This is a genomic window from Pseudomonas sp. B28(2017), from assembly GCF_002113025.1.
Taxonomy (GTDB): Bacteria; Pseudomonadota; Gammaproteobacteria; order Pseudomonadales; family Pseudomonadaceae; genus Aquipseudomonas.
In genome coordinates this window covers 1-24,511 of the sequence record NZ_NEJH01000022.1, presented here as the reverse complement: position 1 = coordinate 24,511, position 24,511 = coordinate 1, and the positions used below count along the sequence as shown (strand labels likewise).

Here is a 24,511-nt window from a genome sequence, read left to right as displayed (position 1 = left end):
GGTGGCGGTGGCGGTGGCGGTGGTAGTCACGGTGGAAGTGGCAGTGGTGGCAACAGCGGCAGCGGCCACAGTGGCGACCATGGCAGCAACAGCGGTTCGGGTCACTCCGGATCGGCTTCGTCCTCAGGACGCAGCGGCACCCATGATGAGCCCGGGGATGACCGTGGCGTGCATCGGGCTGGTGAGATCGGTGACGATCGCGGCGTTCATGCCAATGGCGAAGTCGGCGATGACCGTGGCGTCCATGCCCAACCCGGGGATGACCGTGGTGTCCATGCCCAACCCGGCGATGACCGAGGTGTCCATGCCCAGCCCGGCGATGACCGAGGTGTCCATGCCCAACCCGGCGATGACCGAGGTGTCCATGCCCAACCCGGCGATGACAAAAGGACCTGATCCCCGCTGATGCCCATACAACACAATCCCCTGTGGGAGCGAGCCTGCTCGCGAAGACGGAGTGTCAGGCAACAGAAATGTTGAATGACACGACGCCATCGCGAGCAGGCTCGCTTCCACAGGTTCGTTTGAGTCAGGCACTCTGCGCTTTTACTCCCCAGCCTCAACCCGATCCAGCCGCTCGCGCAAGAACTCAACCAGCGCCTGCACCGGCCGCGAACTCTGCCGGTGTTGCGGATACACCGCAGACAACGTCAGCGGCTCCGGCCGGAAATCCCCCAGCACTTGCACCAGCCTTCCATCCTTGAGTGCCGAATCGACAATGAATGTCGGCAAATACGTGACCCCCAGCCCGGCGATGGCCGCATCCTTGAGCACCTCGCCATTGTTGACCCGCATCCGCCCGCTGACGTTGACCGTCAGCGGCTTGCCCTGCCCCGCAAAACGCCATTGCACCTGTCGACCATGGCCGTACGGCAGACAGTCATGACTGTGCAAATCCTCAGGTTCCAGCGGTGTACCGCGTTCGGCCAGGTACGCCGGGCTGGCGCAATACACCCGCTGGATCGACGCGATCCGCCGAGCAATCAGCGTCGAGTCCTCGAGCGTGCCGATGCGCAACGCCAGGTCGTAACCCTCCCCCAACAAATCCACAGGTCGATCGCTCAGATCCATCTCCACCGTCACGTCGCGATAGCGCTGCAAAAACACCGGCAGCAGGCACCCCAGATGCGCCAGTGCGAACGACAGCGGCGCACTCACACGAATGGTCCCCCGTGGCTCGGTGGTCTGGCCGGCAATGCCCTGCTCCACTTGTTCGACTTCGCTGAGCAGGCGCAAGGCTGACTCGTAATAGCTTTGCCCCAGCGGCGTGACATCCAGTCGCCGGGTCGATCGATTGAGCAAGCGCACGCCCAGGCGCTCTTCAAGTTGCATCAAGCGACGGCTGACAAACTGTTTGGACAGGCCCAATTGATCGGCGGCTGCCGTGAAGCTGCCGGAGTCCATCACTTGGCAAAAAATACGCATATCTTCGAAGGGGTTCATTGTCACTTCCCGGTTGACAGTCAAACACTTTATAGCCGCTTTCCTTTTCCAGGCACACGATTAATCTGCGTTCAAGGTGTGGGGTGGTGAAGGGCTTTTCTGTGGTGGCTGTTCGCTGCGCGGGTGCTTACCGAAGTGATTGGCCTGGTCCTGATGCGGAGCATAGACACACTCGGTGGCGGTCAAGAAAGGCGGTTTCCGGGGTGATTGCAGAGTCGCTGAACAACTGTCAGGCACTGACCTTGTGGGAGCGAGCAGGCTCGCTCCCACAAGTTTTGTACTTATTTGGCGGTAAATTTCGTGTAGCTGTTGATCAGGTTGCGATAGTTCGGCAGGCGTTCCGACAGCAGGTTGGCCAGGCCTTCCATGTCGTTGCGCCAGTCGCCTTGCAGCTCGCAGGCCACGGAGAACCAATTCAACAGTTGCGCACCGGCGGCCGACATGCGCGCCCAGGCCGCTTGTTGCACGGTGGTGTTGAAGGTGCCGGAAGCGTCGGTCACTACAAACACCTCAAAGCCTTCGGCAATGGCCGACAGGGTCGGGAACGCCACGCACACGTCGGTCACCACACCCGCGATGATCAGTTGCTTGCGGCCGGTAGCCTTGATCGCCTTGACGAAATCCTCGTTGTCCCAGGCATTGATCTGGCCCGGGCGTGCAATGAACGGCGCGTCCGGGAACTGCGCCTTGAGCTCCGGCACGATCGGGCCGTTCGGGCCGCTGTCGAAACTGGTGGTGAGGATGGTTGGCAGCTTGAAGAACTTGGCGATGTCGCCCAGCGCCAGCACGTTGTTCTTGAACTCGTTGGGTGAGAAATCCTGTACCAGCGAGATCAGACCGGTCTGGTGGTCGACCAGCAGCACAACGGCATCGTCTTTGTTCAGGCGTTTGTAAGGAACGTTGCTCATTTGAAACTCCTCGGAGGGTGGTGAGGTGCAGCGTCGACCACGATGGCCGACGCTTTGTTGAGACTCAGAACGCGAAGCAGGAACAGCCGAAGGCGCCCCAGAATCCGGCGAAGTCACTCACCGGCACATTCGACATACGGGCCTTCTCATGGCTATGGGTATGCACGGCGCACGGGCCGCTGCACTGGTGAACCTGTGCCTGCAGCGGCGCGTTCGGCCGCCAGTGTCCCGGAACCTTCGCCACCGGCGACCAGTCCGGCAGCACCGGCAGGCTGACAGGCCCGAGTTTTTCGAAGTCGCCGGCGGCGTAGACAATCTTGCCGCCGACCACGGTCAGTACCGATTCGATCCACTTGATCGCTTCTTCCTCGACACTGAAGAAGTCCGCGCTCAGTGCGGCCAGGTCCGCCAGTTGCCCGACCTTGATCTGGCCTTTCTTGCCCTGCTCCGACGAGAACCAGGCGCTGCCGTGGGTGAACAGTTCCAGCGCAGTGGTGCGCGGCAAACCTTCCTCGTACAGCGCCAGACCGCCGACGGTACGGCCGCTGACCATCCAGTACAGCGAGGTCCATGGGTTGTAGCTGGAGACTCGGGTGGCGTCGGTACCCGCACCGACCGGCACACCTTCGGCGAGCATGCGCTTGATCGGCGGCGTGGCTTCGGCGGCCTGCTTGCCGTAGCGGTCGACGAAATATTCACCCTGGAACGCCATGCGATCCTGAATCGCAATGCCGCCCCCCAGCGCCCTCACCCGTTCGATGTTCTGCGGGGTGATGGTTTCGGCGTGGTCGAAAAACCACGGCAAGCCGTTGAACGGAATGTCGCGGTTGACCTTCTCGAACACATCGAGCATGCGGCTGATGGATTCGTTGTACGTCGCGTGCAGACGGAACGGCCAGCGTTGCTCGACCAGATGGCGCACCACTGGCTCCAGTTCGGCTTCCATGGTTTGCGGCAAGTCCGGGCGCGGTTCGAGGAAGTCTTCGAAGTCCGCCGCCGAGAACACCAGCATTTCCCCGGCGCCGTTGTGCCGCAAGAAATCGTCGCCCTGGTGCAGCTTCACGCTGCCGGTCCAGTTCTTGAAGTCGGTCAGCTCTTCCTTCGGTTTCTGGGTGAACAGGTTGTAGGCGATTCGGACGGTCAGTTGCTCGTCCTTGGCCAGTTGCTCGATGACCTGGTAATCGTCCGGGTAGTTCTGGAAACCGCCGCCGGCATCGATGGCACTGGTGAGGCCCAGGCGATTGAGCTCGCGCATGAACTGACGGGTCGAGTTGACCTGGTATTCCAGCGGCAGCTTCGGCCCCTTGGCCAGGGTCGAGTACAGAATCATCGCGTTCGGCCGTGCCACCAGCATGCCGGTCGGCTCGCCATTGGCGTCACGCACAATCTCGCCACCCGGCGGGTTCGGCGTGTCGCGGGTGTAACCGGCTACGCGCAACGCGGCGCGGTTGAGCAAGGCGCGGTCGTACAGGTGCAGCACGAACACCGGCGTGTCGGGTGCCGCCTGATTGAGCTCCGCCAGGGTCGGCATGCGCTTTTCTGCGAACTGGAATTCGTTCCAGCCACCGACCACTCGCACCCACTGCGGCGTCGGCGTGCGGTCAGCCTGATCCTTGAGCATGCGCAAGGCATCGGCCAGTGACGGCACACCTTCCCAACGCAGTTCGAGGTTGTAGTTCAAGCCGCCACGGATCAGGTGCAGGTGCGAGTCGTTGAGCCCGGGGATCACGCAGCGACCCTTGAGGTCGACAACCTGGGTGCCGGCGCCGCGCAGGGCCATGGCTTGGGCATCGTTACCGACGGCGACAAAGCGCCCGTCCTTGATCGCCACGGCGCTGGCCAAGGGTTTTTCGCGGTCAACGGTATGGAATTGACCATTGAACAGAATCAGATCGGCGTTCATCACGGTTCCTCGTGTAAAGCGGCGGGAGACAGCCAGGGCGCGAACAGGCGCGTCGCCATGGGCATGAACAGGTAGACCACCGACAGCACGATGGTCAGGGTGATCAAGAACGTGGCAACCACATAGTTGGAAAGAAATGCGTTGAGCCGAAGCAGCGGCCCCCAGATCAACGGTACCAGCAAGGTGTGCGGCAGGATCACCAGCAGCGTCACCACGGCCTGCTTCCAGCGCGGCGGTGGCGTACCGGCTTCGGCCTGGGGCGAGAACCAGAACTCGTTGACCGGATTGACTTCGGTCTGGTCGCCATCGGCCAGCATCGGCGCGGCCTCCTCAACCAGTGCCTGGCGCTGCGGTGAATCGAGCCAGTTCTGCATCGCCTCGGTCGAACAAAAGCGCAACACGCAGGTGTAGGTGTCGAGACCGGCGTTCTTGCCGCGCACCACATCCACACCCAGGTGCCCGACGTTCTGCGCGGCCACCTTGACGATATTGCGCAGCCAGGCTGCATAAGGCACTTCAAAACCGGCCTTGACCCGGTGTTTGACGATCAGCGTCACCACCTCATCAGGCCCGGGACTTGCCGGCTCACGGCGATTGGATTCAGACATAACGCAAGGCTCCGGCGAAACGGACATTGAGCGCCAGCCGTCCCGGCCCGGCGATTAAAATACTGGTGAACACCATCAACAACAGCCAGCCGAACTGGCCTTCGAAGAGTGTCCACTGCGGATGCACGATCAACATCGACACCCACAACAGAAACAGAATAGGCAAACACGCCAGACGCACCAGAAACCCGACGACGATCAGCAACGGGCACACCACCTCGGCGAAAATCGCCAGCATCAGCGTCAGGTTCGCGCCCAGATGGAAAGGGTCTTCGATGTTTTGCAACTCGGCACTGTAGTGAAGCAGCTTGGGCAAACCATGTACCCACAACAGGAACAACCCGCCGCTGGCCCGCAGGAACAGCAGCCCCCAGTCTTGCGCCCGATCATCACGTCGCGAAGCGTCCATGGCCCACCCGCACAAATGAATAACCACCGGCGACCAGCCGCCGGCACAGGGTTAAATAGTGCCGAGGCAGCAGGAGGAAAAATTGAATGTACGTGCTCTGTTTCGCGGTGTGGACTGAGAACGGCCCAGCGATGCAGTTCCCTGTGGGAGCGAGCCTGCTCGCGAAGGCTATTTGTTGGATGACGTTTTCTGTGTACATATCCGTTTCTGCGGTCACGGCCACTAACGGTTCCGCCTTTACGGCGGGTTACTTGGAAGAGCCCCAAGTAACCAAAGGCTCTTGCCCCTTTCGTTCGGTGCCTCGCCAAGGCTCGGCATTCCCTCGCTCCGGTCCTGCTCCATGGGCCCGCCGCGATCGGCCATCCATGGCCGTACGCGGCTAACCCGGCATCCATGCCGGGTTGCCCACTGCGCAGAACCTGCGCTCGGCCTCTCGAGGGGGCAAGCAGATCAAAAGCCAAAGCGAGGCGGCCTACAGGCCGGCCTGATCGCAATTGAACGCGTTCCCCCTGTAGGAGCGAGCTAGCTCGCGAAAAACGCCAGGGCACCGCGGGCATTCAGACAGCCCGCGTCATCGTTGACGACCATCGCGAGCAAGCTCGCTCCTACAATGGGTCTGCGTACACCCACGCTCTTCACCACTCAACAGGCCGAGCGTTAGCTCGCCTGCCGCTCTTGATCTTGATCCACCCGCCCCCTCGGCAGGCTGAGTGGAGGTGTTCATCCGGGGAAAGGCGCGCAGCGCCGTTCGACGCAGTCGAACTCATTGCATGCAGGTCGCGCGAAGCCGACCGGAGGGCAATGCCCCCGGATGAATGCCGGAGCGAAGGAACCCCGAGCCCAGGCGAGGGGCCGGACGTTCGGGGCGAGCGTTTTTTTGCTTACTTTTTTTAGGCGCTTGTAAAAAAAGTGAGTCGCCGTAAGGGCGAAACCCTAAGCCGCCATCACCGAAGCAACGGATATGTACACAATCAGGAGGGAATATCCAAAGCCACAGACATGAACTGACTGATCCGCGACCGCAACCACCGCTCCGCCGGATCATTGTCATGCACCCCGCTCCAGGCCATCGACAACTGCGCCGCTTCGATCTCGAACGGCGGATCCTCAGCCCGCAACCCACACCCCTCCACCAACGCACACGCCGCATAGTCCGGCACCGTGGCAATCATCTCGGTGCCCGCGAGCAACGCCCGCAACCCACTGAACTGCGGCACCCCCAGCACCACACGACGACTACGCCCGACCTTTGCCAGGTCCAGATCGATATTGCCGCTCAAGTCTCCCGAGAACGACACCATCGCATGGGGCCGCTCACAGTACTCGTCCAGGGTCAGCGTCCCCGGACGGGTGTCGCCACGCAGCACTTTGCAGGGAATATCGCGCAGCTTCCTGCGCTTGGCATTAGCCGGCAGATCCGTGGTGTAGCTCACGCCCACCGAAATTTCCCCTGACGCCAGCAGCGCCGGCATCAACAGATAATTGGCCCGCCGCACGACCACGACGATACCCGGTGCTTCCTCTTGCAACTGGCGCAACAACGGTGGAAACAGGCCGAACTCGGCATCGTCCGACAGCCCGATGCGAAACACATCGCAACTGGTCGCCGGATCGAACTCCTTGGCCCGGCTGACCGCGCCGGAAATGGTGTCCATCGCCGGCTGCAACTCCTTGAGGATCGCCAACGCCCGCGCCGTCGGTTCCATGCCGCGACCGTTGCGCAGCAGCAACGGGTCGTCGAACAGATCGCGCAAACGCCCTAGCGCGGCGCTCACCGCCGGCTGCCCCATGAACAGTTTTTCCGCGACGCGGGTCAGGTTCTTTTCGAACATCAGGGCTTCGAAAATCACCAGCAGGTTCATGTCGACGCGACGCAGATCGTTACGGTTCATAGGTACGGGTTCCTTATGTGTTCGGCCAGACGCGAATACGCTGGACTTTACTCGATCAACGGCACGTTCGCCGCGCGTTTGTACGGTCCGTACTCCACCGGCACCCACTCGAAATGCTTGCCTTGAGCGCTGATATGACCGATGCCGGGGAACGGCAGATGCGCCGCCGTCACCCAGGTCTTGCTGGCGGCAGCGGCACTGAACACCTGGTTGCGACTGTTGATCGCTTGGTGGCTGTTGACGTCGAAACCGATCGATACCTCAGGGTGCGGGAACTGCACGGCGAGGTTGTGCACCAGGTCACCCATGAACAGGATGCTTTGCCCTTGGGAGGTGAAACGGTACGTGGTGCTGCCCGGCGTGTGCCCGGCTTCCAGTTGCGCCTCGACCACACCCGGCAGTGGTGACTGACCGGGGGTGAAGGTCTTGAAACGACCGGCGGCAACGTAAGGGGCCGTGGAATCCTGAGCGATCTTGAAGTAGCCCCTGGCCGCTTCCGGCGCCTTGGCCAGTGCCTGCGGGTCGAGCCAGTAGTCGGCTTCGGCCTTGGCCGCATACACCGTAGCGTTGGCGAACACCGGTTGCTGCTGGCCGTCCACCAGGCCGCAGACGTGATCCAGGTGCAGGTGAGTGATCAGGATGGCATCCACCTGCTCCGGTTTGTAGCCGGCCGCTTGCAGGTTGGCCGGGAGCTGGCCCGCGGTAGGACCGATGCACTGCCCTGCCCCGGTATCAATCAACACAAGCTGTTTACCGGTGTTGACCAGAAACGCGTTGAAGGCGGTCTGCACACCCGGGGTTTCGATCGAACGACGGGCCAGCAGAGCGCGGATCTGGCTCTGGCTCATGCCTTGCAACAGCTTCGGCGACAGGTCGTTGTAGCCGTCGAACAGCGCCGTCACTTCGTAATCCCCCAGCGCCAGCCGGAAGTACCCGGGTACTTGCGTACCCACCTGCGCGGGCGCCTGGGCCAGCGCGCTGGCGGATATCAGAACCAGGCCAAAGGCCCCCAGCGTTCCCTGCCACGTCCGTTTCATCTCTTCACCTTTTCAAGCCAACCGGCGGTCCGTGATGGCCCGCTCCATGTTGCGCATCCTGTGTCCATCGCCGTTGCTCACGCTTGCAGCGATGTGCTGTGTTCATACCTTGGGGGGATGGAATTAACAACGTTTAACTCGTCAGACACTGAGGGCAACTCCAACAATGAAGCCCTCAGCGCAGAACTGTTTTTTTTCCAGAGTAACGGTGCTGATCGCTCAAACCGGGCGCCAGTGCTTTTCCTCCCCCGAACGGACAATGGCCATGGCTTACCCTCAGCACATCACCACCCGCGCACCTGCCAGCGAGCCTCGCAAGACCAGCACCGGTGGCCTCAGCCCGCAGCGCGAAAAACTGGTTAAACAACTGATCCTCGAACGCCTCGGTGACAGCCTGGAAGTCACTGATCTGGCACAGGCCTGTGCCCTCTCGCGCAGTCACTTCTCCCGCGCGTTCAAGTGCAGCACCGGCCTCTCGCCGCAGGACTGGATACGCCAGCAACGCATCACCCAGGCCAAGCAATTGATCCAGTACACCGACATGAGCCTTACGCAGATCAGCCTCGAGTGCGGCTTCTGCGATCAGGCGCACTTCTGCCACATTTTCACCCGCAGCGAAGGCATCACCCCGTTTGCCTGGCGCTGCCAGTTTGTCCGCGGCACCTCGTTGGGCAGCAAAAGATCGCAGACTGCGCCTGCGATCTTTCAGTCGGGTATCACCCCTTGAGGAACGCCAGCAGATCCGCATTGAGCTGATCCTTATGGGTGTCCGTCAAACCGTGAGGGGCGCCTGGGTAAATCTTCAAGGTCGAGCCCTTCACCAGTCTGGCGCTGGAGACGCCCGCCGCCTCGTACGGCACGACCTGATCCGCATCGCCATGCACCACCAGCGTCGGCACGTCGAACTTCTTCAGGTCTTCAGTGAAGTCGGTTTCCGAGAACGCCTTGATGCAGTCATAGGCGTTCTTGTGGCCGGCCATCATGCCCTGCATCCAGAACCAGTCGATCATGCCTTGGGACGGTTTTGCGTCAGGTTTGTTGAAGCCGAAGAACGGGCCGCTGGCGAGGTCTATGTACAGCTGCGAGCGATCGACCAGCGAGGCCTGGCGGATGCCGTCGAACACCTCCAGCGGCAGGCCGCCGGGGTTGGCTTCGGTCTTGAGCATCAGGGGCGGCACGGCGGAAATCAGCCCGGCCTTGGCCACGCGACCTGTGCCATGGCGACCGATGTATCGTGCCACCTCGCCACCGCCAGTGGAGAAGCCGAACAGCACGACGTCTTGCAGATCGAGCAGCTCGATCAACTGCGCCAGGTCGTCGGCGTAATGGTCCATGTCGTTGCCCGACCACGGCTGGCTGGAACGCCCATGACCACGACGGTCGTGGGCGATGACCCGATAGCCTTTGGAGGCCAGGAAGATCATCTGCGCCTCCCAGCTGTCAGCATTCAATGGCCAGCCGTGACTGAAGACAATCGGCTGACCGCTGCCCCAGTCCTTGTAGTAAATCTCGACGCCGTCGCGGGTAGTAAAGGTGCTCATGGGTGATGCCTCCTTAACGAGGGTTGGGGGGTGAATCAAACCGGTAGTTGCTTCATGCGATCCGCCAGGCGCGCCACACGCTCGCCCAGGTGCGCGGCGGTGCAGCGATCCTCGGGCGGAGGGGCATCGTCGGGGGATTGCTCGACATTCGACTGGGCCATGGCGCCCAGTGAGCTGCCCAATCGATTGAGTTGGCCGTTGAACGCGCCGGTGCTGGAGCGCGCCGGCAGCAGGTCGAGGCCGATCCAGATCATCGAGTGCTGGGCGGCGAACACCGCCATCTGTAGCAAGGTGTTGAGTTTGTCGCCGCACAGGCAGCCGGAATTGGTGAAGCCCGCGGCGAGTTTGTCGCGCCAGGGCTGGGCCAGGTAGAACGCCGCCGTGGCCTCCATGAACGCCTTGAAGGCCGCCGAGGCGCTGCCCATGTAGGTCGGCGCGCCGAAGATAATGGCATCGGCGTTGTGCAGGCGCTCCCAGTGCTCGTGCACTTCCTCGACCGGAATCAACTGGCAGATGCTGCCCAGGTGCCGCTCCACGCCCCCGGCCACGGCTTCGGCCATGACCCGGGTGTGCCCGTAGCCACTGTGATAGACCACTACCACGTTGCTCATTGGTTTGTCCTTGAGAGAGGTTAAATCCATTACAGGTAGAGAGTTTTGGGCGCAGTCGGGCGCAGGACGAGTTAAACGTTGTTAATTTTCCATGGTGCGCAAAGAGCCCCGGCAATCGCTGTCCATTTGTCGCGTCCAATGATCACCGGGCTGACGGCCCTTGGCCGATACGCTAGAGTCACTGCCTGCACCCGACAGTCACCCGGAAGGCGCATTGCGCTGGCTAAAAAACTTGAGGAATATGCTCGAAAACCGCGTACTAGACGGATGCAGCAGGAGCGACTCGTTGACCCTATCCCCCGAACAGGTTGTGCATTTCGGCCCCTACCGGGTCTACCCCGGACAACGCCTGGTGATGGAGGCCGACCAGCCCTTGCGCCTGGGCCGGCGCGCCATGGACATCCTGTTGATCCTGCTGGAACACGCCGGCAACGTGGTCAGCAAGCAACTATTGATCGCCCGGGTCTGGCCCGACAGCGTGGTCGAAGACATCAACCTGCGGGTGCACATGGCCGCGTTGCGCAAGGCGCTCGGCGACGGCCAGGCCGGCCAGCGCTACATCGTCACGGTGGCCCAGCGCGGATACAGTTTCGTCGCACCGCACTCACTGGAACAGGCCGGACCACCGCCAGCGCCCGAGGCTTGTGCGCCGAGCCGACATAACCTGCCGGTACGCCGTACGCGCATGATCGGCCGACAGACGCTGATCGACCACCTGATGGTGCAACTGCCAAGCCAGCGTTTCATCACCCTCGTCGGTCCCGGCGGCATCGGCAAGACCACCGTGGCCCTGCGGGTCGCCGAACAGATGATCGGTCGCTACCGGGACGGCATTCGCCTGCTGGACCTGGCCCCGATCAACTGCCCGCTGATGATCGACGGCCATCTGGCGACGTTGCTCGAACTGGCCCTGCACGACGATGAACCCCTGAGCGGGCTTGCAGACTACCTGCGCGATCGCCACATGCTGCTGGTCATCGACAACTGCGAACACCTGGTCGACGCCATCGCCCAGCTCTGCGAAAACATTCTGCGCAGCGCGCCGCAAGTGCACATCCTCGCCACCAGCCGCGAGAGCCTGCGGGCCGACGGGGAATTCGTCCAGCGCCTGGAGTCACTCGACTGCCCGCCGCCCATCGCCGTCCTCGACCGCGCCCAGGCCATGACCTTTTCCGCCCTGCAACTGTTCGTCGAACGGGCCATGGCCAGCCATGACAGCTTTGAACTGACGGACGCCGAGCTGCCGCTGTTGATCGACATCTGCCACCGACTGGATGGTATTCCACTGGCCATCGAACTGGCGGCGGCGCAAGTCGGCAATTTCGGATTGCACGGTTTGCTGGCACAGTTGCAAAGCAGTTTCCGGGTGCTTACCCAGCCCTGCCAGACGCCCTTGGCGCGCCACCAGACCTTGCGCGCAACCCTTGACTGGAGCTTCGAACTGCTCAACGCCTGCGAAAAGACCTGCCTGCGCCGACTGAGTGTATTTCGCGGCGGCTTCACCCTGGAGTCGGCAGCGGCGGTGATTGTCGGCGAACATATCGAACCCCGCGAGGTGTTCGGCTCAATCACGCAATTGGTCGCCAAGTCGTTATTGAACGTGGAGGTGGGCGACGAAGACGTGTACTACCGCCTGCTCGATACCACCCGCCACTACGCCCTGGAAAAACTCGCGCAAACCACCGACCTGCCCGGCACGCGGGAACGGCACGCCGAGCGCTGCCTGGCGCTGATGCAGCAGGCGCAGGAAGACTGGGAGAAAACCTCGACCGGCCTGTGGATCGAGCGCTATGGACGCGCCCTGGAGGATATCCGCGCGGCCCTCGACTGGGGGTTGCACGCGCAAGGGCCAAGGGCACTGGCGATACGCCTGGCCGCGACGTCCACACCCTTGTGGCAGGAGCTGTCACTGCTCAAGGAACATGGCGGTTATGTGCGCAAGGCGCTGGCCTTGCTCGATCAGTCACCCGAGCCGTGCCCGCGCTTGCAGATGGCCCTCAAGCTGGCCCTGGGCAGTGCCTGTTACCACACTCAGGGTGGTAGCGCCGAAACCGTTGGCGCCTTTGTCAGCGCCAGAACCCTGGCCAGACAACTCAATGATGTGGACGGTCAGCTGCGGGCGATTTCCGGTCACCTGGCCGTCAATCTCAGTTGCGGTCATTACCAGATGGCCTTAGAGCAAAGCCGACAATTCGACCAGCTCAGGCTGCATGACGACGCCCTGATCTCCCTCAGTACGCACCGATTGCGCGTGCTGGCCCTGCACTTCTCCGGCGACCAGCATCAAGCTCGGGAGCATGCCGAACAGGTGCTGCAACGCATGGCCCACAGCGGTCAACTCAACCGTTTCACCCATGGTTTCGGCGTGCAATACGACCAGAGCGTCGCGGCGCTGACCATCCACGCGCGCATCCTCTGGCTGCAAGGCCAATCGGAACAGGCCTGGCGCACGGCCCGGCAGGCGCTGGACATCGCGCTGCAAATCAACCACGGCACGTCGATCTGCTACACCCTGGCGCTCTCCGGCTGCCTGATCGCCTACTACAACGGCGACACCCGCAGTGCCCGCGAACTTCTGCGCCTGCTGCTGGAACAGGCGCAGAAACATTCGGTTCCTCTGTTTTACAACTGGGCGCAACACTACGCTCAAGTGATCGGCGGCACCGATGTTCGGCCAACCGGCCGTCAAAGTGCCGGATTGATCAAAGACATCATGGTCACGCTGGACTCGACCTGCGTCGACGATGGTTTGCTCGAACGCGCGCAAAGCGGTGCGTCGGGCTGGAGCACGGCAGAGATCCTGCGAGCCAAAGCCAGGACGCTGCTGGCAACGGATTGCCCGGCCAAGGCCGCGACGGCCGAAACGGTGCTGCTCAAGGCACTCGATGTGGCAAGGGCCCAGGGTGCCCTGGCCTGGGAGCTGCGCAGCGCCACCTCGCTGGCGCAGTTGTGGCAGCGTCAGGGCCACCCCCAACGGGCTTATCAATTGCTGGCACCGGTCTACCAGCGCTTCACCGAAGGTTTTGCCACGCCAGACCTGATGACGGTTCGCCGACTACTCGACGAGTTGCAATGCCACCTGCCCGCCTGAAGGCCAGCGCATTTGCCTGATGTAACCGGCATAACGCACTTCGAGGGTGCGCAACTCACCACTGAGTTCGAGTTTTTCCAGCGCGTAGGTGCGGGTGGTGTTGAGGAAGCGGTAACGGGTCACTCCTCCCCCCGGCTCCCGGGACAGCAGTGACTTGAATGCCAGGCTTTCCAGCACCTTGATCAGGTCGGCGGCTGTCAGCCTGTCGCAACAGATCACGCCAATCGCTGCGTCCTGGGTAAACGCCATTTTGAACACCGCCAGGCGCTGCAACACGGTTTGCTCCACTGCAGTCAACCGTTCGTAGCTCCAGTCCAGCGCAGCCTTGAGGGTCTGATGCCGGGGAACGGCCGTGCGACGGCCCTGGGTCAGCAACTGGAAACAGTTGTCGAGTTGGGCCTGCAGCCCCACCAGCGCCAACGCATCGATCTGCGCCGCGGCCAGTTCAATCGCCAATGGCAAGCCATCCAGGCGTCGGCAGATTTCGCGCACGACCTTGAGGTCTTGTTCACGCAGGGTGAAGCCTTGTTGACGGGCCCGGGCACGACTGACAAACAACTGCACCGCCGAATAGCCCATGACCTCGGCGACACTGCGCAGCGCCGATGTCGGCGGCACCGCCAGCGGTGGCAGACACAACACGGTTTCACCCACTGCCTTGAGCGGCTCGCGGCTGGTGGCGAGGATCGACAGTCGAGGCATCGAATGCAGCAGTGTCTCGATCAGCGTCTGGCAGCGCTCGAGCAGGTGCTCGCAGTTGTCCAGGACCAACAAGGCGTGCCGCTGCAATAGCGACTCCAATGTAGTACCGACCTCCAGTTCGAGGGTTCGTGTGAGGTGATCGGTTACTTGCGCCGGGTCATCGATCGCCGCCAGATCCACCAGCCACACCCCGTGCCGATAGTGCTGCAACAAGAGTTCGGCCACACGCAGGGCCACGGTGGTCTTGCCGATCCCGCAAGGCCCGACCAGGGTCATGAATCGCCGAACCGGCAACTGCCGCACCAGGCTGCCGACAACGGCATCGCGCCCGGTGATCGACGTGAGCCGTGCCGGCAAGTTGTGCAGGGGCTTTTGTACGGTCTCGCTCGGGAACGCCACAGGCTCTGGCGAGTGCTGCACCGGGGCGACAAAACTGTAGCCGCGCTGGGGAATGTTGACGATGTAGCACTGGCCGTTCTGCCCGTCGCACAGGGCACGGCGCAGGGCAGCAATGTGCACGCGCAGGTTGATTTCTTCGACCACCGAGCGCGGCCAGACCTGCGCAATCAACTCCTCCTTGCTGACTACCGAGCCCGCGTGCTCGACCAGTACCTGCAGCACATCAAGGGCACGGCCACCCAGGCGCAACGGTCGATCGCCGTCCAGCACCAGTCGTTGACTGAGGTGGAAGGCATAAGGACCAAATCGCAGCACCGCTTCGCTGCTTACATTTCTGAGGCTGTTCATGGGCTGTCACCCGCTGGAAACCTGACTTCCATCCAGTCTCCGCACCTTCCTTGCAATGAGTTGACCGGTATCTTGGCAGGCCTCGGTGACGGTACAACTGTCACGGGGGGAGCGCCACGGCCATTGCGGTGCGCACGACGGACACCCGCCGGCTAGCTGAACTGCTCGCGGTATTGAGTCGGGGTCAGGCCAAGCTTTTCACTGAACAGAAAACGCATGTGCCGCACGCTGCCGAAGCCGCTTTTGAACGCCACGGTCTTGAGCGGCAACTCCGTGGTTTCCAGCAGGTTCCTGGCACAATCGATGCGGGCGCTTTGCAGAAACTCCATGGGCGTCATGTTCACATCCCGGGCGAACACCCTGGCGAAATGACGCGGACTCATGTTGGCCAGCCCGGCCATGGACTCGATGCTGTAGGTTTCATCCAGGTGCTCAAGCACATGGTTCTGCACGCGGGTAATCGCCGTTTCGTGGGGCGCGACCGCTGCCATCAACGGGCTGAACTGCGCCTGCCCACCCTGGCGCTTCATCACCACCAGCAACACCTTGGCCACGTCCTGGGCGACCTTCTTGCCGTGGTCCTGCGCCACCACCGACAACGCCAGGTCGATCCCGGCCGTCACGCCGCCGGAGGTGATCAGGCTACGGTCCTGAACAAAGATCTGATCGGTCTCGACAGTCGCTTTCGGAAAGGCCTTGATCAGCCGCTCGGTGTAGTGCCAGTGGGTGGTGACGCGATAGCCATCGAGCAAACCGGCATGCCCCAACACGAACGCCCCGGTGCAGATGGAACCATAACCGGCAGACCGGCTGACGCTGTGCCTGAGCCAGTCGAGCAATGGCGGATGCTTTTCGTTGTAGGCACCGGGGCCACCGGGTATCAGCAGCAAATCAAAACCCTCGCAGGCCTGATCGATATGCCGGTCGGCGTGCACGCTCACACCGTTGGACGCCCGCAGTGCGCCGGGCTCGGTGCCGATGGTCGTCAGCACATAGTGATCTTCGGGTTTCAGATAACGATTGGCGATGGAAAACACTTCCATGGGCCCGGCCATGTCGAGCAGTAGAAAGTCGGGAAACAGCACCATTGCCACGGTTTTCATGGATTGGAATTCACTGGGATCAAGATAGGTCGGTCCACCGAACACCGGACCCTGTGGGAGCGAGCCTGCTCGCTCCCACAGGGTCTGCGCCCGGCATCAGGGAGTGCTATGCATTATGGCCAAACACAAGCCAAAGTCGGAAAAGAATAGTTGATTGGCGTGCGCAAACTGTCAACCTGGCAGAGACAGTATTTCAATTTTCATCTACTTATTGAACCATCAGATAAACATTAACCTTCTCCTCAGTCGGACGAATTCACGTCCCCACAGGAGATTTCATCATGCTGACTCTTCGCAAAGCCTCGGATCGTGGCCTGGCCAATCACGGCTGGTTGAAGTCGTTCCATACCTTTTCCTTCGCCAACTATCGCAACCCGAAAGAGCAGGGTTTTTCTGACCTGTTGGTGATCAACGACGACCGCGTCGCCGCCGGTAAAGGCTTCGGCCAGCACCCGCACCGCGACATGGAGATTTTCTCCTACGTGCTCGAAGGTGCCCTGGAACACAAGGACACCCTGGGCACCGGTTCGGTGATCCGCCCCGGCGACGTGCAACTGATGAGCGCCGGCAGCGGCGTGGCCCACAGTGAGTTCAACCACTCCAGCACCCGGCCGGTGCACTTTCTTCAGATCTGGATCGTGCCCGACGTCAGCGGCGCCAAACCGCGCTATCAGCAAGAGCACTTCAGCACCCAGAAGAAACGCGGGCGCCTGCAACTGATCATTTCGCCGGACGGCGCCAAGGGTTCGCTGAAGGTGCGTCAGGATGCACGGGTGTATGCCGGCCTGATCGACGGCAAGGAAAGCGCCACCCTGGAGCTCGCCGCCAACCGCTACGCCTATGTACACGTGGCCCGGGGCAGCGTCGAACTCAACGGAATGTTGTTGCAGGAAGGCGACGGTGTGCGGGTCCGCGAAGAACAGGCGCTGACCTTGAGCAATGGTGTGGACGCTGAAGTATTGGTCTTCGACCTGCGTCCACAGGAACTGCCGGAAATGCCATGACCCCCCTCTGTGGGAGCGAGCCTGCTCGCTCCCACAAGTTGTGTGGCCCCTGGCTTATTCGCCGGTCCCGGCGAACCCCGCGACAATTTCATCAATCACCGCCCGGACCCTGGCCGTATGCCGCAGGTCCGCGTGGGTCACCAGCCAGATGTCATAGGGCAACGGTCGTGTACGTTCCGGCCACAGCCTGACCAGACCGTCCCGCTCCCCCAGGTACACCGGAACCTCCCCGACCCCGATCCCCGCCGCAATCGAACGGCGTACCAGCAGGCTGGAACTGAGGCTCGCGGCAATCCGTCCGCGCGCCACCGGCTCCGAGACCAGCGTCAGGTCTTTGTTGCCCTGCAAGTACGGTTGATACACCACCAGATCATGCCCGGCAAACGCCGAGCCTGGCTCCGGCACGCCGTGGGCATCGACATAGGCTTGTGAGGCAAACAGCCCCACCGGCCAGCGCGCGATGCGCCGGGCGATCAGGTCCGGGTTGTCCGGTCGGGTGTTACGCACGGCGATGTCTGCCTCACGTTTGGCCAGGCTGAGAATCTGTGTGGTGGCGTCCAGTTGCACCCGTACATCCGGGTGTTGTCGATGCAGGCGGGCAATCGCCGGGATCAGGAAATCAATCGCCAGGGTATCGGTGGTGCTGACGCGAACCGTGCCGCTCAAACGTTCGTCCAGACCCTGGATCCGGCGTTCCAGCTCCAGGGCCGAATGCTCCATTTTCTCCACCGCCTTGAGCGCCGCTTCACCGACAGCCGTGAGCGCATAACCTTCGGAGGTGCGCAGGAACAAGGTCGCGCTCAATGACTTCTCCAGCGCCGTGATGCGCCGGCCGACCGTGGCCTGATCGACCCCCAACACCCGCGCCGCGCCACGCAATGTGGATTCGCGGCAAACCGCGAGAAATACCCGGGCGTCATCCCAATTCATAACGCTCTCCTGATGATGCAATTACGCATCAGCATAGCGCGCAATCGCTGCATTAATGCATAGACGAATCTCGATATGCTGAAAGCCTGAGTCACCCCACAGGACAATGCACATGCACAGTTCATCGCTTCCCGTTACCTCTGCACGCAGCGCGATCTGGCTGCCGATCTTCGCCGGCCTCTGCGCCAGCCTGGTCAGCATCGGCCTGGCGCGTTTCGCCTATACACCGTTGATACCTTCGCTGATCCAGGCTCAGTGGTTTTCCGCCAGCGACGTGGTGTACCTCGGTGCCGCCAATCTGGTGGGTTACCTGATCGGCGCACTGATCGGCCATCCACTGGCACGCCGGACCTCGAACAAGACCGCCCTGCGCCTGATGATGCTGGCAGTGACGCTGGCGTTTTTCGCCTGTGGTTTTCCGTTGTCGGTGAGTTGGTTCTTCGGCTGGCGCCTGCTGTCGGGGATTGCCGGTGGCGCGATCATGGTACTGGTGGCGGCAACCGTATTGCCCCACGTACCGGCGGCCCGCAAAGGCCTGGCCAGCGGCGCGATATTCCTGGGCATCGGCTTGGGCATTGCCGGGTCGGGAACGATCGTGCCGCCGCTGCTGAGCCTCGGCCTGCAGCAAACCTGGTTCGGCCTGGGCTTGCTGGCCCTGACGCTGACCGCTGCCAGCTGGTTTGGCTGGCCAACCGCCACGCATCCGCCAGCCGCTGCGCCGTCGGATACATCGTCGTCGAGCCCGACCGACCCGAGCGTTTACCTGCTGTTCGCCCAATACGCGTTCATGGCGGCCGGGCTGGTGCCGGCCATGGTGTTCCTAGTGGATTACGTCGCCCGTGGGCTCAATGCCGGGGCGCATATCGGCGCGCTGATCTGGGTGATGTATGGCCTGGGCGCGATTGTCGGGCCCGTGAGCTATGGCTTTCTTGCAGACCAACTGGGCGCGAAAACGGGTATCCGCATCGTGTTGGCGGTGCAGTCGCTGGCCGTTGGCCTGCTATCGATCAGCAGTTCGTTCGCGGCACTGGCTTTACTGGCGGTGATCCTCGGCTCCTTCCCGCCAGGCATCGTGCCGTTGGCGTTGGCGCGGGTGCATGAGCTGATCCCCGGGCATCACCGGCAACAGGTTGCCTGGAGTCGCGCCACCGTGTCGTTCGCTACTTTCCAGGCCCTCTCGGGGTTCGCTTATTCGGCGCTGTTCAACGCCAGTGGCGGCCATCATGCCTTGATGTTCGTGATTGCCGCCGGCGCCATTGTTGTAGCGCTGTTGTTGGAACTCGGCAGTCGACTGTTCAGTCGTTCGACCGAATCATTAACACTCAATACAGGTATATGAAATGACACTGCCCCAAACCATGACCCTGATCGAAATCACCGAACCCGGCGGCCCCGACGTCCTGCAACCACGCCAGGCGCCTGTGCCCGTTGCAGCGGCCGGCGAGATTCTGATCCGCGTGCACGCCGCCGGGGTCAATCGCCCGGACGCACTTCAACGGGCCGGCAAATACCCGTTGAAACCCGACATGAACCCGATTCCAGGGCTGGAAGTGGCCGGTGAAGTGGTGGCGATTGGCGCGGGCGTCAGCGAATTTGTGCTGGGCAACAAGGTCTGCGCCCTGACCAATGGCGGCGGGTACGCGCAATACTGCGTGGTCCCGGCCAGCCAGGCCCTGCTGATCCCCGAAGGCATGGACTGGCTGCAAGCGGCGGCCATACCGGAAACCTACTTCACAGTGTGGGCCAACCTGTTCGGTCTTGGCGGTGCGCGTCAGGGTCAGCGTGTGTTGATCCACGGCGGCACCAGTGGTATCGGCACCACCGCATTGATGCTGTGCCGCGAACTCGGCATCGAAGCGTTCGCCACAGCTGGCAGCGAAGAGAAATGCGCAGCGATCCGAGAATTGGGCGCCGTGGCGATCAACTATCGCGACCAGGACTTTGTGCAGGTCATCGCGGAAAAAACCGCCGGCCAGGGTGTCAACGTGATACTCGACATCATGGGCGGCTCGTACCTGAACAACAATGTGGCTGCCCTGGCCCTGGAAGGTCGCCTGGTGATGCTCGGTTTCCTCGGTGGCGCGCACGCCAGAGATATCGACTTACTGGCGATCATGGCCAAGCGCGCCGTTGTCACCGGCTCCCTGCTGCGCTCCAGGACCCAGGAAGAAAAAGCCACCATCGCCCGACAACTGCACGAACACGTATGGCCGGTGCTGACCGCGGAGCGCTGCTTGCCGATGATCGACCGGGTTTACCCGCTCATTGAAGCGGCACAGGCCCACGCCCGGATGGAAGCGGGAGAGCATATTGGCAAGATTGTCCTGCGGGTGGGTAATTGATGGCTTGCTGAAGGCAAGCCCCCATCAGGTGGCCGAGCCGGCAGTGGTTCAGGGGTCGCAGGACTCCTGAAGGTTGGCGACTTCTACGCCCCGCTCCCCTGATAACGGGCCCGATAGCGCCCCGGACTTTCCCCGGTCCACTTCTTGAATGCCCGATGGAAGGCGCTGGGTTCCTGGAAACCCAGTCGCTCGGCGATATCGCTGATGCTCGCATCGCTCTCACGCAATTGCTCAAAGGCCACGCCGCGCCGTACTTCGTCCTTGATCTCCTGATAGGAACAGCCTTCACGCTCCAGTTTGCGGCGGAAGGTGCTGGGGCTCAGGTGCTGTTCCAAGGCAAAGGCCTGCAACGTCGGCCATTCACTGTAGTGACTGCCGCGCAAGCGCTGATGAACTTGCGATGCCAGGCCATGCTGGTTACGGAAGCGGATCACCAGCCATTGCGGCGCGGTACGCAGAAACACTTTCAGCGACGCCAGATCCTGAACCACAGGCAGGCGCAAGTAATGGCTGGCAAATTCGATTTCGGTACGCTCGGCACCAAAGGTCAGGTTGGGGCCCCACAGCAGGCGGTCGTCGCCAAGCGACAGGCGCGAATGTCGAAAGTCCGCGCGGTCTATGGGAATGCGCCGGCCGCCCAGCCAGCACAGCAGACTGATCATCAACACCAGAAACGTTTCTTCACCAAATCGGCTGGCATCGTTGTCCGTCGAACAGGTCTCCAGGCTGATGACCGCACGCTTGCCTCGTACGACCAGCGAGCCGCGAAAGTCGCGCAGGAATAACCCGAAGTTGGCCAGGCACTGACGCATGGCCTTGTGCAGATCGGGTTCCTGAATCAAGGCTCGGCAAATCAGGGCAAAACTGCCCGGCGGCATGCCATGGGAATCGAGCCCGAAAAATTCGTCATCGAGTTCGCGGATCTGAATCAGCCACAACGCGGCAAACGCATTGGCCGGCACCCGCGCCGTGGGTTCGCTCATGACCGCCGGATCAATGCCCGCCTGTTCGAGCACCGCCGTCACGCGCTGCGGATCATCCCTCAGCCCATGAATCATTGCCTGCACGAAATAGGCGGCAACCGAGTCCTTTTCCCGCATTGGTTCGCTTCTCTCTCATCACCCGAATGGCAAAAAACATCATTGCCGTTGAACAGTTTTGGCATAGGACAACGGCCCTGCCGGCTCTAGACTCGCGGCAATAGTACGCCTTCAGCCGCCGTCGCGGCCAAGGTATCGCAGGGTTTGATCGAAGGATGGGGATATGAATCTGCAAAACATCGGGGTAATCGGTGCGGGCACCATGGGCAATGGCATTGCACAAGTCTGCGCCATGGCCGGTTTCAACGTGACCTTGCTCGACATTTCCGAAAGCGCTTTGCAAAAAGCCGTCGCAACGGTCGGTAAAAACCTTGACCGGCAGATCGCCAAGGAAACCCTGACGCCGGAGCAGAAACAGGCAACCCTCGACAAGATCCGCACCAGCACCGACTACAGCAGCCTGCAAAATGCGCAGCTGGTCATCGAAGCGGCGACGGAAAATCTTGACCTGAAATTGCGTGTGCTGCAACAGATCGCCGCGCAAGTCAGCAGCGAATGCGTCATTGCCTCCAACACCTCGTCACTGTCGATCACCCAACTCGCCGCCTGTGTCAGCCAGCCTGAGCGCTTCATCGGCCTGCATTTCTTCAACCCGGTGCCGGTGATGGGCCTGATCGAAGTCATCCGCGGCCTGCAAACCAGTGACGCGACCCACAAACTGGCGCTGGACATGGCGACCACCCTCGGCAAAACCGCGATAACCGCCGGCAACCGTCCGGGCTTCGTGGTCAACCGGATCCTGGTGCCGATGATCAATGAAGCGATCCTGGTGTTCCAGGAAGGCCTGGCCAGCGCCGAAGACATCGACGCCGGCATGCGCCTGGGTTGCAATCAGCCTATCGGTCCGTTGGCCCTGGCGGACCTGATTGGTCTGGATACCCTGTTGTCGATCCTTGAAGCCTTCTATGACGGTTTCAACGACAGCAAATATCGCCCGGCACCGCTGCTCAAGGAAATGGTTGCGGCCGGTTACCTGGGACGTAAAACGGGGCGTGGCTTCCATGCCTATGCCTGAGCGTTGCTCGCGCTTTGCCGAGTACCGGGACAAGGTCCTGGAGCTGTTTGCCTGCAAGGGGTTCGGCCAGGTCGGCATGCGTGAGCTCGCGACGTGCCTGGGGCTCTCTCCAGGCTCGCTGTATCACCATTACCCCAGCAAACAGCATCTGCTGCTCGACCTGATCGAAGAGTTCTACGAGGAATTGCTGGCCGCCCTGGGACGCATCCAGCAAAAAGCCCCGGCCAAACGCGACAAACTCAACAGCCTGATCCGCGCGCACCTGAATCTGCATCGGGAAATGCCTTGGCATTTCCGCCTGGTGGAGCGCGACAGCGGTTGCCTGAACGAAGAGCAGCAGGATCGGGTTCTGCAATTGCGCGAGCAATACGAACGCACGTTGCTGAAGATGCTGGGCGCGAAGTCCCGTTTCAGCGAGCAAGGCCTGCTGGCCGCCGGGCATGCCATTGGCGCTCTGCTCAACAGCGCTCCCAGTTGGCTGACGCCCCATGAGCTCGACGAGCAGGAACGTGATGAGCTGCTGGAAAGCATGGTCAGCGGTGCCATCGAACGTGTGCTTGCGCCGCGGCGTGCGCCGGAGGCGATAAGCCTGGCGCGACCTATAGAAAAAACATCTAAAGAAACCCAGGCTCCTGCGACGATTTAGCGCTTTGCTTGTCGGCTCGACACAATCGGAATTCGCCGACAAACCCGGCGTCCAAACCGATGTGTGTACTTGAGCACCTGGAGCCGACCATGAAAATCAATCCCTACCTTATCTTCAACGGCGACTGCAAAGACGCCTTCACATTCTATGCGCAGTGCCTGCAAGGCCAGCTCGAAGCCATGTTGACCTTCGGTGAAACGCCGGCCGGTGAGCATTTCCCCAAGGATCTGCACAACCTGATCATTCATACCCGCCTGATAGTGGGCGATCAGGCAATCATGGGGTCAGACACCACACCGGATCGCCCCGTCGATAAAATGAGCGCCTGCTCGATTTCACTCAACGTCGACAGCATTGCCGAGGCCGAACGGGTCTTCAAGGCGCTGGCAGGCGGCGGTACAGTGCAAATGCCACTGGAGACCACGTTCTGGGCGGCGCGCTTCGGCATGCTGGTCGACCGCTTTGGTGTGTCGTGGATGGTTAACTGCGAAAAGGATCAGTGAAAGACCTTAGTCGATTGACCGTCTTCAAGGCACAAAAAAGCCCAACCTGAAAAGGTTGGGCATTCTGGTAACTCCCGGCCTGTCTGCTACCGTCAACTAGCCACATGGATAGCAGCGGACCTGAGGAGGAAACCCACTATGCCAGCCCACGACCTGTCCTGGTCCACCCGCTTCAAATTCTTGTTACTGGCAGGTGGGCTGATCACCAGCCTGCTGATGCTCAGCGGCTGCGCCAGTGTCAATGCACAGACTACCGCCTATGTCGGCGTAGAACATCCCGCGCCGACATTGCCCGACGAGGTCGTCGTACTGCGCTCCGAGCCTGTGCGTCCGCATGTGCGCCTGGGTGAAGTGTTGATCGACGCCACCGTCGACCCTGCCCCGCCGATTACCGAAGTCGAACAGAAGCTGCGGGAAGAGTCAGCCAAACTCGGCGGCGACGCAGTGGTGGTGGTCTATGACCACATTCAAGCGGTGGGTGCCTATGCCAACGGGCCACTGTGGGCCCGCGACGTGAGGGCCATCGAGGGGCGCAAACTCAAAGGCATCGTGATCAAGTACCGATAGTTTCCCCGCCATCGGGACCAAAAACAAAACCCCTACCTGCCTGCGCAGATAGGGGTTTCGGAATTTAATCTTGACGATGACCTACTCTCACATGGGGAAACCCCACACTACCATCGGCGATGCATCGTTTCACTTCTGAGTTCGGGATGGGATCAGGTGGTTCCAACGCTCTATGGTCGTCAAGAAATTCGGTGTGCCGACCCGTCTTTCGACGTTTCAGCAAATTGGGCATGCGATAGATTTGTGTGTTGTGCGAACTTTCGGTTCATTGCGTCTTCACACACCGCAATCTGGTGCCTTTTCAGGTCAGCAAATTGCTTGGGTGTTATATGGTCAAGCCTCACGGGCAATTAGTATTGGTTAGCTCAACGCCTCACAGCGCTTACACACCCAACCTATCAACGTCGTA

Annotated in this window: 22 protein-coding genes, 2 rRNA genes and 1 pseudogene; 10 read left to right on the top strand and 15 right to left on the bottom strand. The window is 61.5% G+C overall.

Features of this window, described 5'->3' with window-relative positions; translation table 11 throughout:
* Positions 1-396, top strand: a pseudogene (locus CAF65_RS28940) (hypothetical protein); the annotation flags it as partial.
* Between the two features lie 150 nt (positions 397-546).
* Here CAF65_RS28940 and CAF65_RS27430 read toward each other — a convergent pair.
* From CAF65_RS27430 to CAF65_RS27400, 7 genes are all read right to left on the bottom strand, one after another.
* The gene (locus CAF65_RS27430; protein WP_085719109.1) at positions 547-1,443 is read right to left on the bottom strand and encodes a LysR family transcriptional regulator; all 897 of its coding nucleotides are present in this window, start codon (positions 1,441-1,443) and stop codon (positions 547-549) included.
* Between the two features lie 281 nt (positions 1,444-1,724).
* Positions 1,725-2,351 (bottom strand): isochorismate family cysteine hydrolase YcaC, encoded by a 627-nt coding sequence (gene ycaC, locus CAF65_RS27425; RefSeq protein ID WP_008004800.1) that lies wholly within the window; start codon positions 2,349-2,351, stop codon positions 1,725-1,727.
* Positions 2,352-2,415: 64 nt separating this feature from the next.
* Positions 2,416-4,254: an amidohydrolase gene (locus CAF65_RS27420; protein WP_085719108.1), complete on the bottom strand. Its 1,839-nt coding sequence runs from the start codon at positions 4,252-4,254 to the stop codon at positions 2,416-2,418.
* The gene (locus CAF65_RS27415) at positions 4,254-4,862 is read right to left on the bottom strand and encodes an antibiotic biosynthesis monooxygenase (RefSeq protein WP_085719107.1); all 609 of its coding nucleotides are present in this window, start codon (positions 4,860-4,862) and stop codon (positions 4,254-4,256) included. The genes CAF65_RS27420 and CAF65_RS27415 overlap by 1 nt, the downstream gene beginning before the upstream one ends.
* On the bottom strand, positions 4,855-5,271 hold the full coding sequence (locus CAF65_RS27410; RefSeq protein WP_085719106.1) for a DoxX family protein: 417 nt from the start codon (positions 5,269-5,271) through the stop codon (positions 4,855-4,857). Before CAF65_RS27410 ends, CAF65_RS27415 begins: the two co-directional genes overlap by 8 nt.
* Positions 5,272-6,242: 971 nt before the next feature.
* Positions 6,243-7,163, bottom strand: a complete 921-nt coding sequence (locus CAF65_RS27405) for a LysR family transcriptional regulator (RefSeq protein ID WP_085719105.1) — start codon at positions 7,161-7,163, stop codon at positions 6,243-6,245.
* A 47-nt stretch (positions 7,164-7,210) separates the two neighbouring features.
* Entirely contained in the window at positions 7,211-8,200 is a 990-nt protein-coding gene (locus CAF65_RS27400; protein WP_085719104.1) for an MBL fold metallo-hydrolase, read from the bottom strand.
* Between the two features lie 265 nt (positions 8,201-8,465).
* On the opposite strand from CAF65_RS27400, the gene CAF65_RS27395 reads away from it, so the two are divergent.
* Complete coding sequence (locus CAF65_RS27395; RefSeq protein ID WP_085719110.1) at positions 8,466-8,927, top strand: helix-turn-helix domain-containing protein; 462 nt, start codon at positions 8,466-8,468, stop codon at positions 8,925-8,927.
* Here the strand turns inward: CAF65_RS27395 and CAF65_RS27390 are convergent.
* Positions 8,917-9,741 carry an alpha/beta fold hydrolase gene (locus CAF65_RS27390; protein ID WP_085719103.1) on the bottom strand — a complete coding sequence of 275 codons (825 nt, stop codon included), beginning with the start codon at positions 9,739-9,741 and terminating at the stop codon, positions 8,917-8,919. The genes CAF65_RS27395 and CAF65_RS27390 overlap by 11 nt on opposite strands.
* Before the next feature lie 35 nt (positions 9,742-9,776).
* A complete protein-coding gene (locus tag CAF65_RS27385) occupies positions 9,777-10,352 on the bottom strand; it encodes a flavodoxin family protein (protein WP_085719102.1) in 576 nt (191 codons plus the stop codon).
* Between the two features lie 286 nt (positions 10,353-10,638).
* On the opposite strand from CAF65_RS27385, the gene CAF65_RS27380 reads away from it, so the two are divergent.
* Positions 10,639-13,443, top strand: coding sequence for a winged helix-turn-helix domain-containing protein (locus CAF65_RS27380; protein WP_085719101.1), 2,805 nt, complete (start codon positions 10,639-10,641; stop codon positions 13,441-13,443).
* Here the strand turns inward: CAF65_RS27380 and CAF65_RS27375 are convergent.
* Together CAF65_RS27375 and CAF65_RS27370 are read right to left on the bottom strand one after the other, a co-directional pair.
* Positions 13,408-14,892, bottom strand: coding sequence for a winged helix-turn-helix domain-containing protein (locus CAF65_RS27375; protein ID WP_085719100.1), 1,485 nt, complete (start codon positions 14,890-14,892; stop codon positions 13,408-13,410). The two genes, CAF65_RS27380 and CAF65_RS27375, sit on opposite strands and share 36 nt — an antisense overlap.
* A gap of 152 nt (positions 14,893-15,044) precedes the next feature.
* On the bottom strand, positions 15,045-15,995 hold the full coding sequence (locus CAF65_RS27370; RefSeq protein ID WP_085719099.1) for a GlxA family transcriptional regulator: 951 nt from the start codon (positions 15,993-15,995) through the stop codon (positions 15,045-15,047).
* Positions 15,996-16,276: 281 nt separating this feature from the next.
* On the opposite strand from CAF65_RS27370, the gene CAF65_RS27365 reads away from it, so the two are divergent.
* The gene (locus CAF65_RS27365) at positions 16,277-16,999 is read left to right on the top strand and encodes a pirin family protein (protein WP_008003089.1); all 723 of its coding nucleotides are present in this window, start codon (positions 16,277-16,279) and stop codon (positions 16,997-16,999) included.
* A gap of 54 nt (positions 17,000-17,053) precedes the next feature.
* Here the strand turns inward: CAF65_RS27365 and CAF65_RS27360 are convergent, their stop codons facing one another.
* Entirely contained in the window at positions 17,054-17,929 is an 876-nt protein-coding gene (locus CAF65_RS27360; protein WP_085719098.1) for a LysR family transcriptional regulator, read from the bottom strand.
* 112 nt (positions 17,930-18,041) lie between these two features.
* Here CAF65_RS27360 and CAF65_RS27355 point away from each other — a divergent pair, with 112 nt between their 5' ends.
* Positions 18,042-19,268: a YbfB/YjiJ family MFS transporter gene (locus tag CAF65_RS27355; protein ID WP_085719097.1), complete on the top strand. Its 1,227-nt coding sequence runs from the start codon at positions 18,042-18,044 to the stop codon at positions 19,266-19,268.
* Between the two features lies 1 nt (position 19,269).
* Entirely contained in the window at positions 19,270-20,271 is a 1,002-nt protein-coding gene (locus CAF65_RS27350; protein ID WP_085719096.1) for an NAD(P)H-quinone oxidoreductase, read from the top strand.
* Positions 20,272-20,354: 83 nt separating this feature from the next.
* Here CAF65_RS27350 and CAF65_RS27345 read toward each other — a convergent pair whose 3' ends face one another.
* Positions 20,355-21,371, bottom strand: a complete 1,017-nt coding sequence (locus CAF65_RS27345; RefSeq protein WP_085719095.1) for an AraC family transcriptional regulator — start codon at positions 21,369-21,371, stop codon at positions 20,355-20,357.
* A 163-nt stretch (positions 21,372-21,534) separates the two neighbouring features.
* Between CAF65_RS27345 and CAF65_RS27340 the strand changes: the two genes are divergently transcribed.
* The 4 genes from CAF65_RS27340 to CAF65_RS27325 all read left to right on the top strand — a co-directional run bounded on the left by CAF65_RS27340 (position 21,535) and on the right by CAF65_RS27325 (position 24,102).
* Positions 21,535-22,386, top strand: coding sequence for a 3-hydroxybutyryl-CoA dehydrogenase (locus tag CAF65_RS27340; protein ID WP_085719094.1), 852 nt, complete (start codon positions 21,535-21,537; stop codon positions 22,384-22,386).
* Entirely contained in the window at positions 22,373-23,032 is a 660-nt protein-coding gene (locus tag CAF65_RS27335; RefSeq protein WP_085719093.1) for a TetR/AcrR family transcriptional regulator, read from the top strand. Before CAF65_RS27340 ends, CAF65_RS27335 begins: the two co-directional genes overlap by 14 nt.
* An 89-nt stretch (positions 23,033-23,121) precedes the next feature.
* Complete coding sequence (locus CAF65_RS27330) at positions 23,122-23,535, top strand: VOC family protein (protein ID WP_085719092.1); 414 nt, start codon at positions 23,122-23,124, stop codon at positions 23,533-23,535.
* A 138-nt stretch (positions 23,536-23,673) separates the two neighbouring features.
* Positions 23,674-24,102: a hypothetical protein gene (locus tag CAF65_RS27325; protein WP_085719091.1), complete on the top strand. Its 429-nt coding sequence runs from the start codon at positions 23,674-23,676 to the stop codon at positions 24,100-24,102.
* 68 nt (positions 24,103-24,170) lie between these two features.
* On the opposite strand, the gene rrf is transcribed toward CAF65_RS27325, so the two are convergent.
* Positions 24,171-24,286, bottom strand: a 5S ribosomal RNA gene (gene rrf / locus CAF65_RS27320).
* 145 nt (positions 24,287-24,431) lie between these two features.
* A 23S ribosomal RNA gene (locus CAF65_RS27315) occupies positions 24,432-24,511 on the bottom strand; the annotation flags it as partial.

What these genes read in the sequence shown, in the direction of transcription:
- CAF65_RS27335 (WP_085719093.1), top strand. Translation starts at nt 22,373, where the DNA reads ATGCCTATGCCTGAGCGTTGCTCGCGCTTTGCCGAGTACCGGGACAAG.
- CAF65_RS27410 (WP_085719106.1), bottom strand. Translation starts at nt 5,271, where the DNA reads ATGGACGCTTCGCGACGTGATGATCGGGCGCAAGACTGGGGGCTGCTG.
- CAF65_RS27330 (WP_085719092.1), top strand. Translation starts at nt 23,122, where the DNA reads ATGAAAATCAATCCCTACCTTATCTTCAACGGCGACTGCAAAGACGCC.
- CAF65_RS27420 (WP_085719108.1), bottom strand. Translation starts at nt 4,254, where the DNA reads ATGAACGCCGATCTGATTCTGTTCAATGGTCAATTCCATACCGTTGAC.
- CAF65_RS27375 (WP_085719100.1), bottom strand. Translation starts at nt 14,892, where the DNA reads ATGAACAGCCTCAGAAATGTAAGCAGCGAAGCGGTGCTGCGATTTGGT.
- CAF65_RS27345 (WP_085719095.1), bottom strand. Translation starts at nt 21,371, where the DNA reads ATGCGGGAAAAGGACTCGGTTGCCGCCTATTTCGTGCAGGCAATGATT.
- CAF65_RS27325 (WP_085719091.1), top strand. Translation starts at nt 23,674, where the DNA reads ATGCCAGCCCACGACCTGTCCTGGTCCACCCGCTTCAAATTCTTGTTA.
- CAF65_RS27385 (WP_085719102.1), bottom strand. Translation starts at nt 10,352, where the DNA reads ATGAGCAACGTGGTAGTGGTCTATCACAGTGGCTACGGGCACACCCGG.
- CAF65_RS27400 (WP_085719104.1), bottom strand. Translation starts at nt 8,200, where the DNA reads ATGAAACGGACGTGGCAGGGAACGCTGGGGGCCTTTGGCCTGGTTCTG.
- CAF65_RS27405 (WP_085719105.1), bottom strand. Translation starts at nt 7,163, where the DNA reads ATGAACCGTAACGATCTGCGTCGCGTCGACATGAACCTGCTGGTGATT.
- CAF65_RS27415 (WP_085719107.1), bottom strand. Translation starts at nt 4,862, where the DNA reads ATGTCTGAATCCAATCGCCGTGAGCCGGCAAGTCCCGGGCCTGATGAG.
- CAF65_RS27370 (WP_085719099.1), bottom strand. Translation starts at nt 15,995, where the DNA reads ATGAAAACCGTGGCAATGGTGCTGTTTCCCGACTTTCTACTGCTCGAC.
- ycaC (WP_008004800.1), bottom strand. Translation starts at nt 2,351, where the DNA reads ATGAGCAACGTTCCTTACAAACGCCTGAACAAAGACGATGCCGTTGTG.
- CAF65_RS27390 (WP_085719103.1), bottom strand. Translation starts at nt 9,741, where the DNA reads ATGAGCACCTTTACTACCCGCGACGGCGTCGAGATTTACTACAAGGAC.
- CAF65_RS27340 (WP_085719094.1), top strand. Translation starts at nt 21,535, where the DNA reads ATGAATCTGCAAAACATCGGGGTAATCGGTGCGGGCACCATGGGCAAT.
- CAF65_RS27395 (WP_085719110.1), top strand. Translation starts at nt 8,466, where the DNA reads ATGGCTTACCCTCAGCACATCACCACCCGCGCACCTGCCAGCGAGCCT.
- CAF65_RS27360 (WP_085719098.1), bottom strand. Translation starts at nt 17,929, where the DNA reads ATGAATTGGGATGACGCCCGGGTATTTCTCGCGGTTTGCCGCGAATCC.
- CAF65_RS27350 (WP_085719096.1), top strand. Translation starts at nt 19,270, where the DNA reads ATGACACTGCCCCAAACCATGACCCTGATCGAAATCACCGAACCCGGC.
- CAF65_RS27365 (WP_008003089.1), top strand. Translation starts at nt 16,277, where the DNA reads ATGCTGACTCTTCGCAAAGCCTCGGATCGTGGCCTGGCCAATCACGGC.
- CAF65_RS27430 (WP_085719109.1), bottom strand. Translation starts at nt 1,443, where the DNA reads ATGAACCCCTTCGAAGATATGCGTATTTTTTGCCAAGTGATGGACTCC.
- CAF65_RS27355 (WP_085719097.1), top strand. Translation starts at nt 18,042, where the DNA reads ATGCACAGTTCATCGCTTCCCGTTACCTCTGCACGCAGCGCGATCTGG.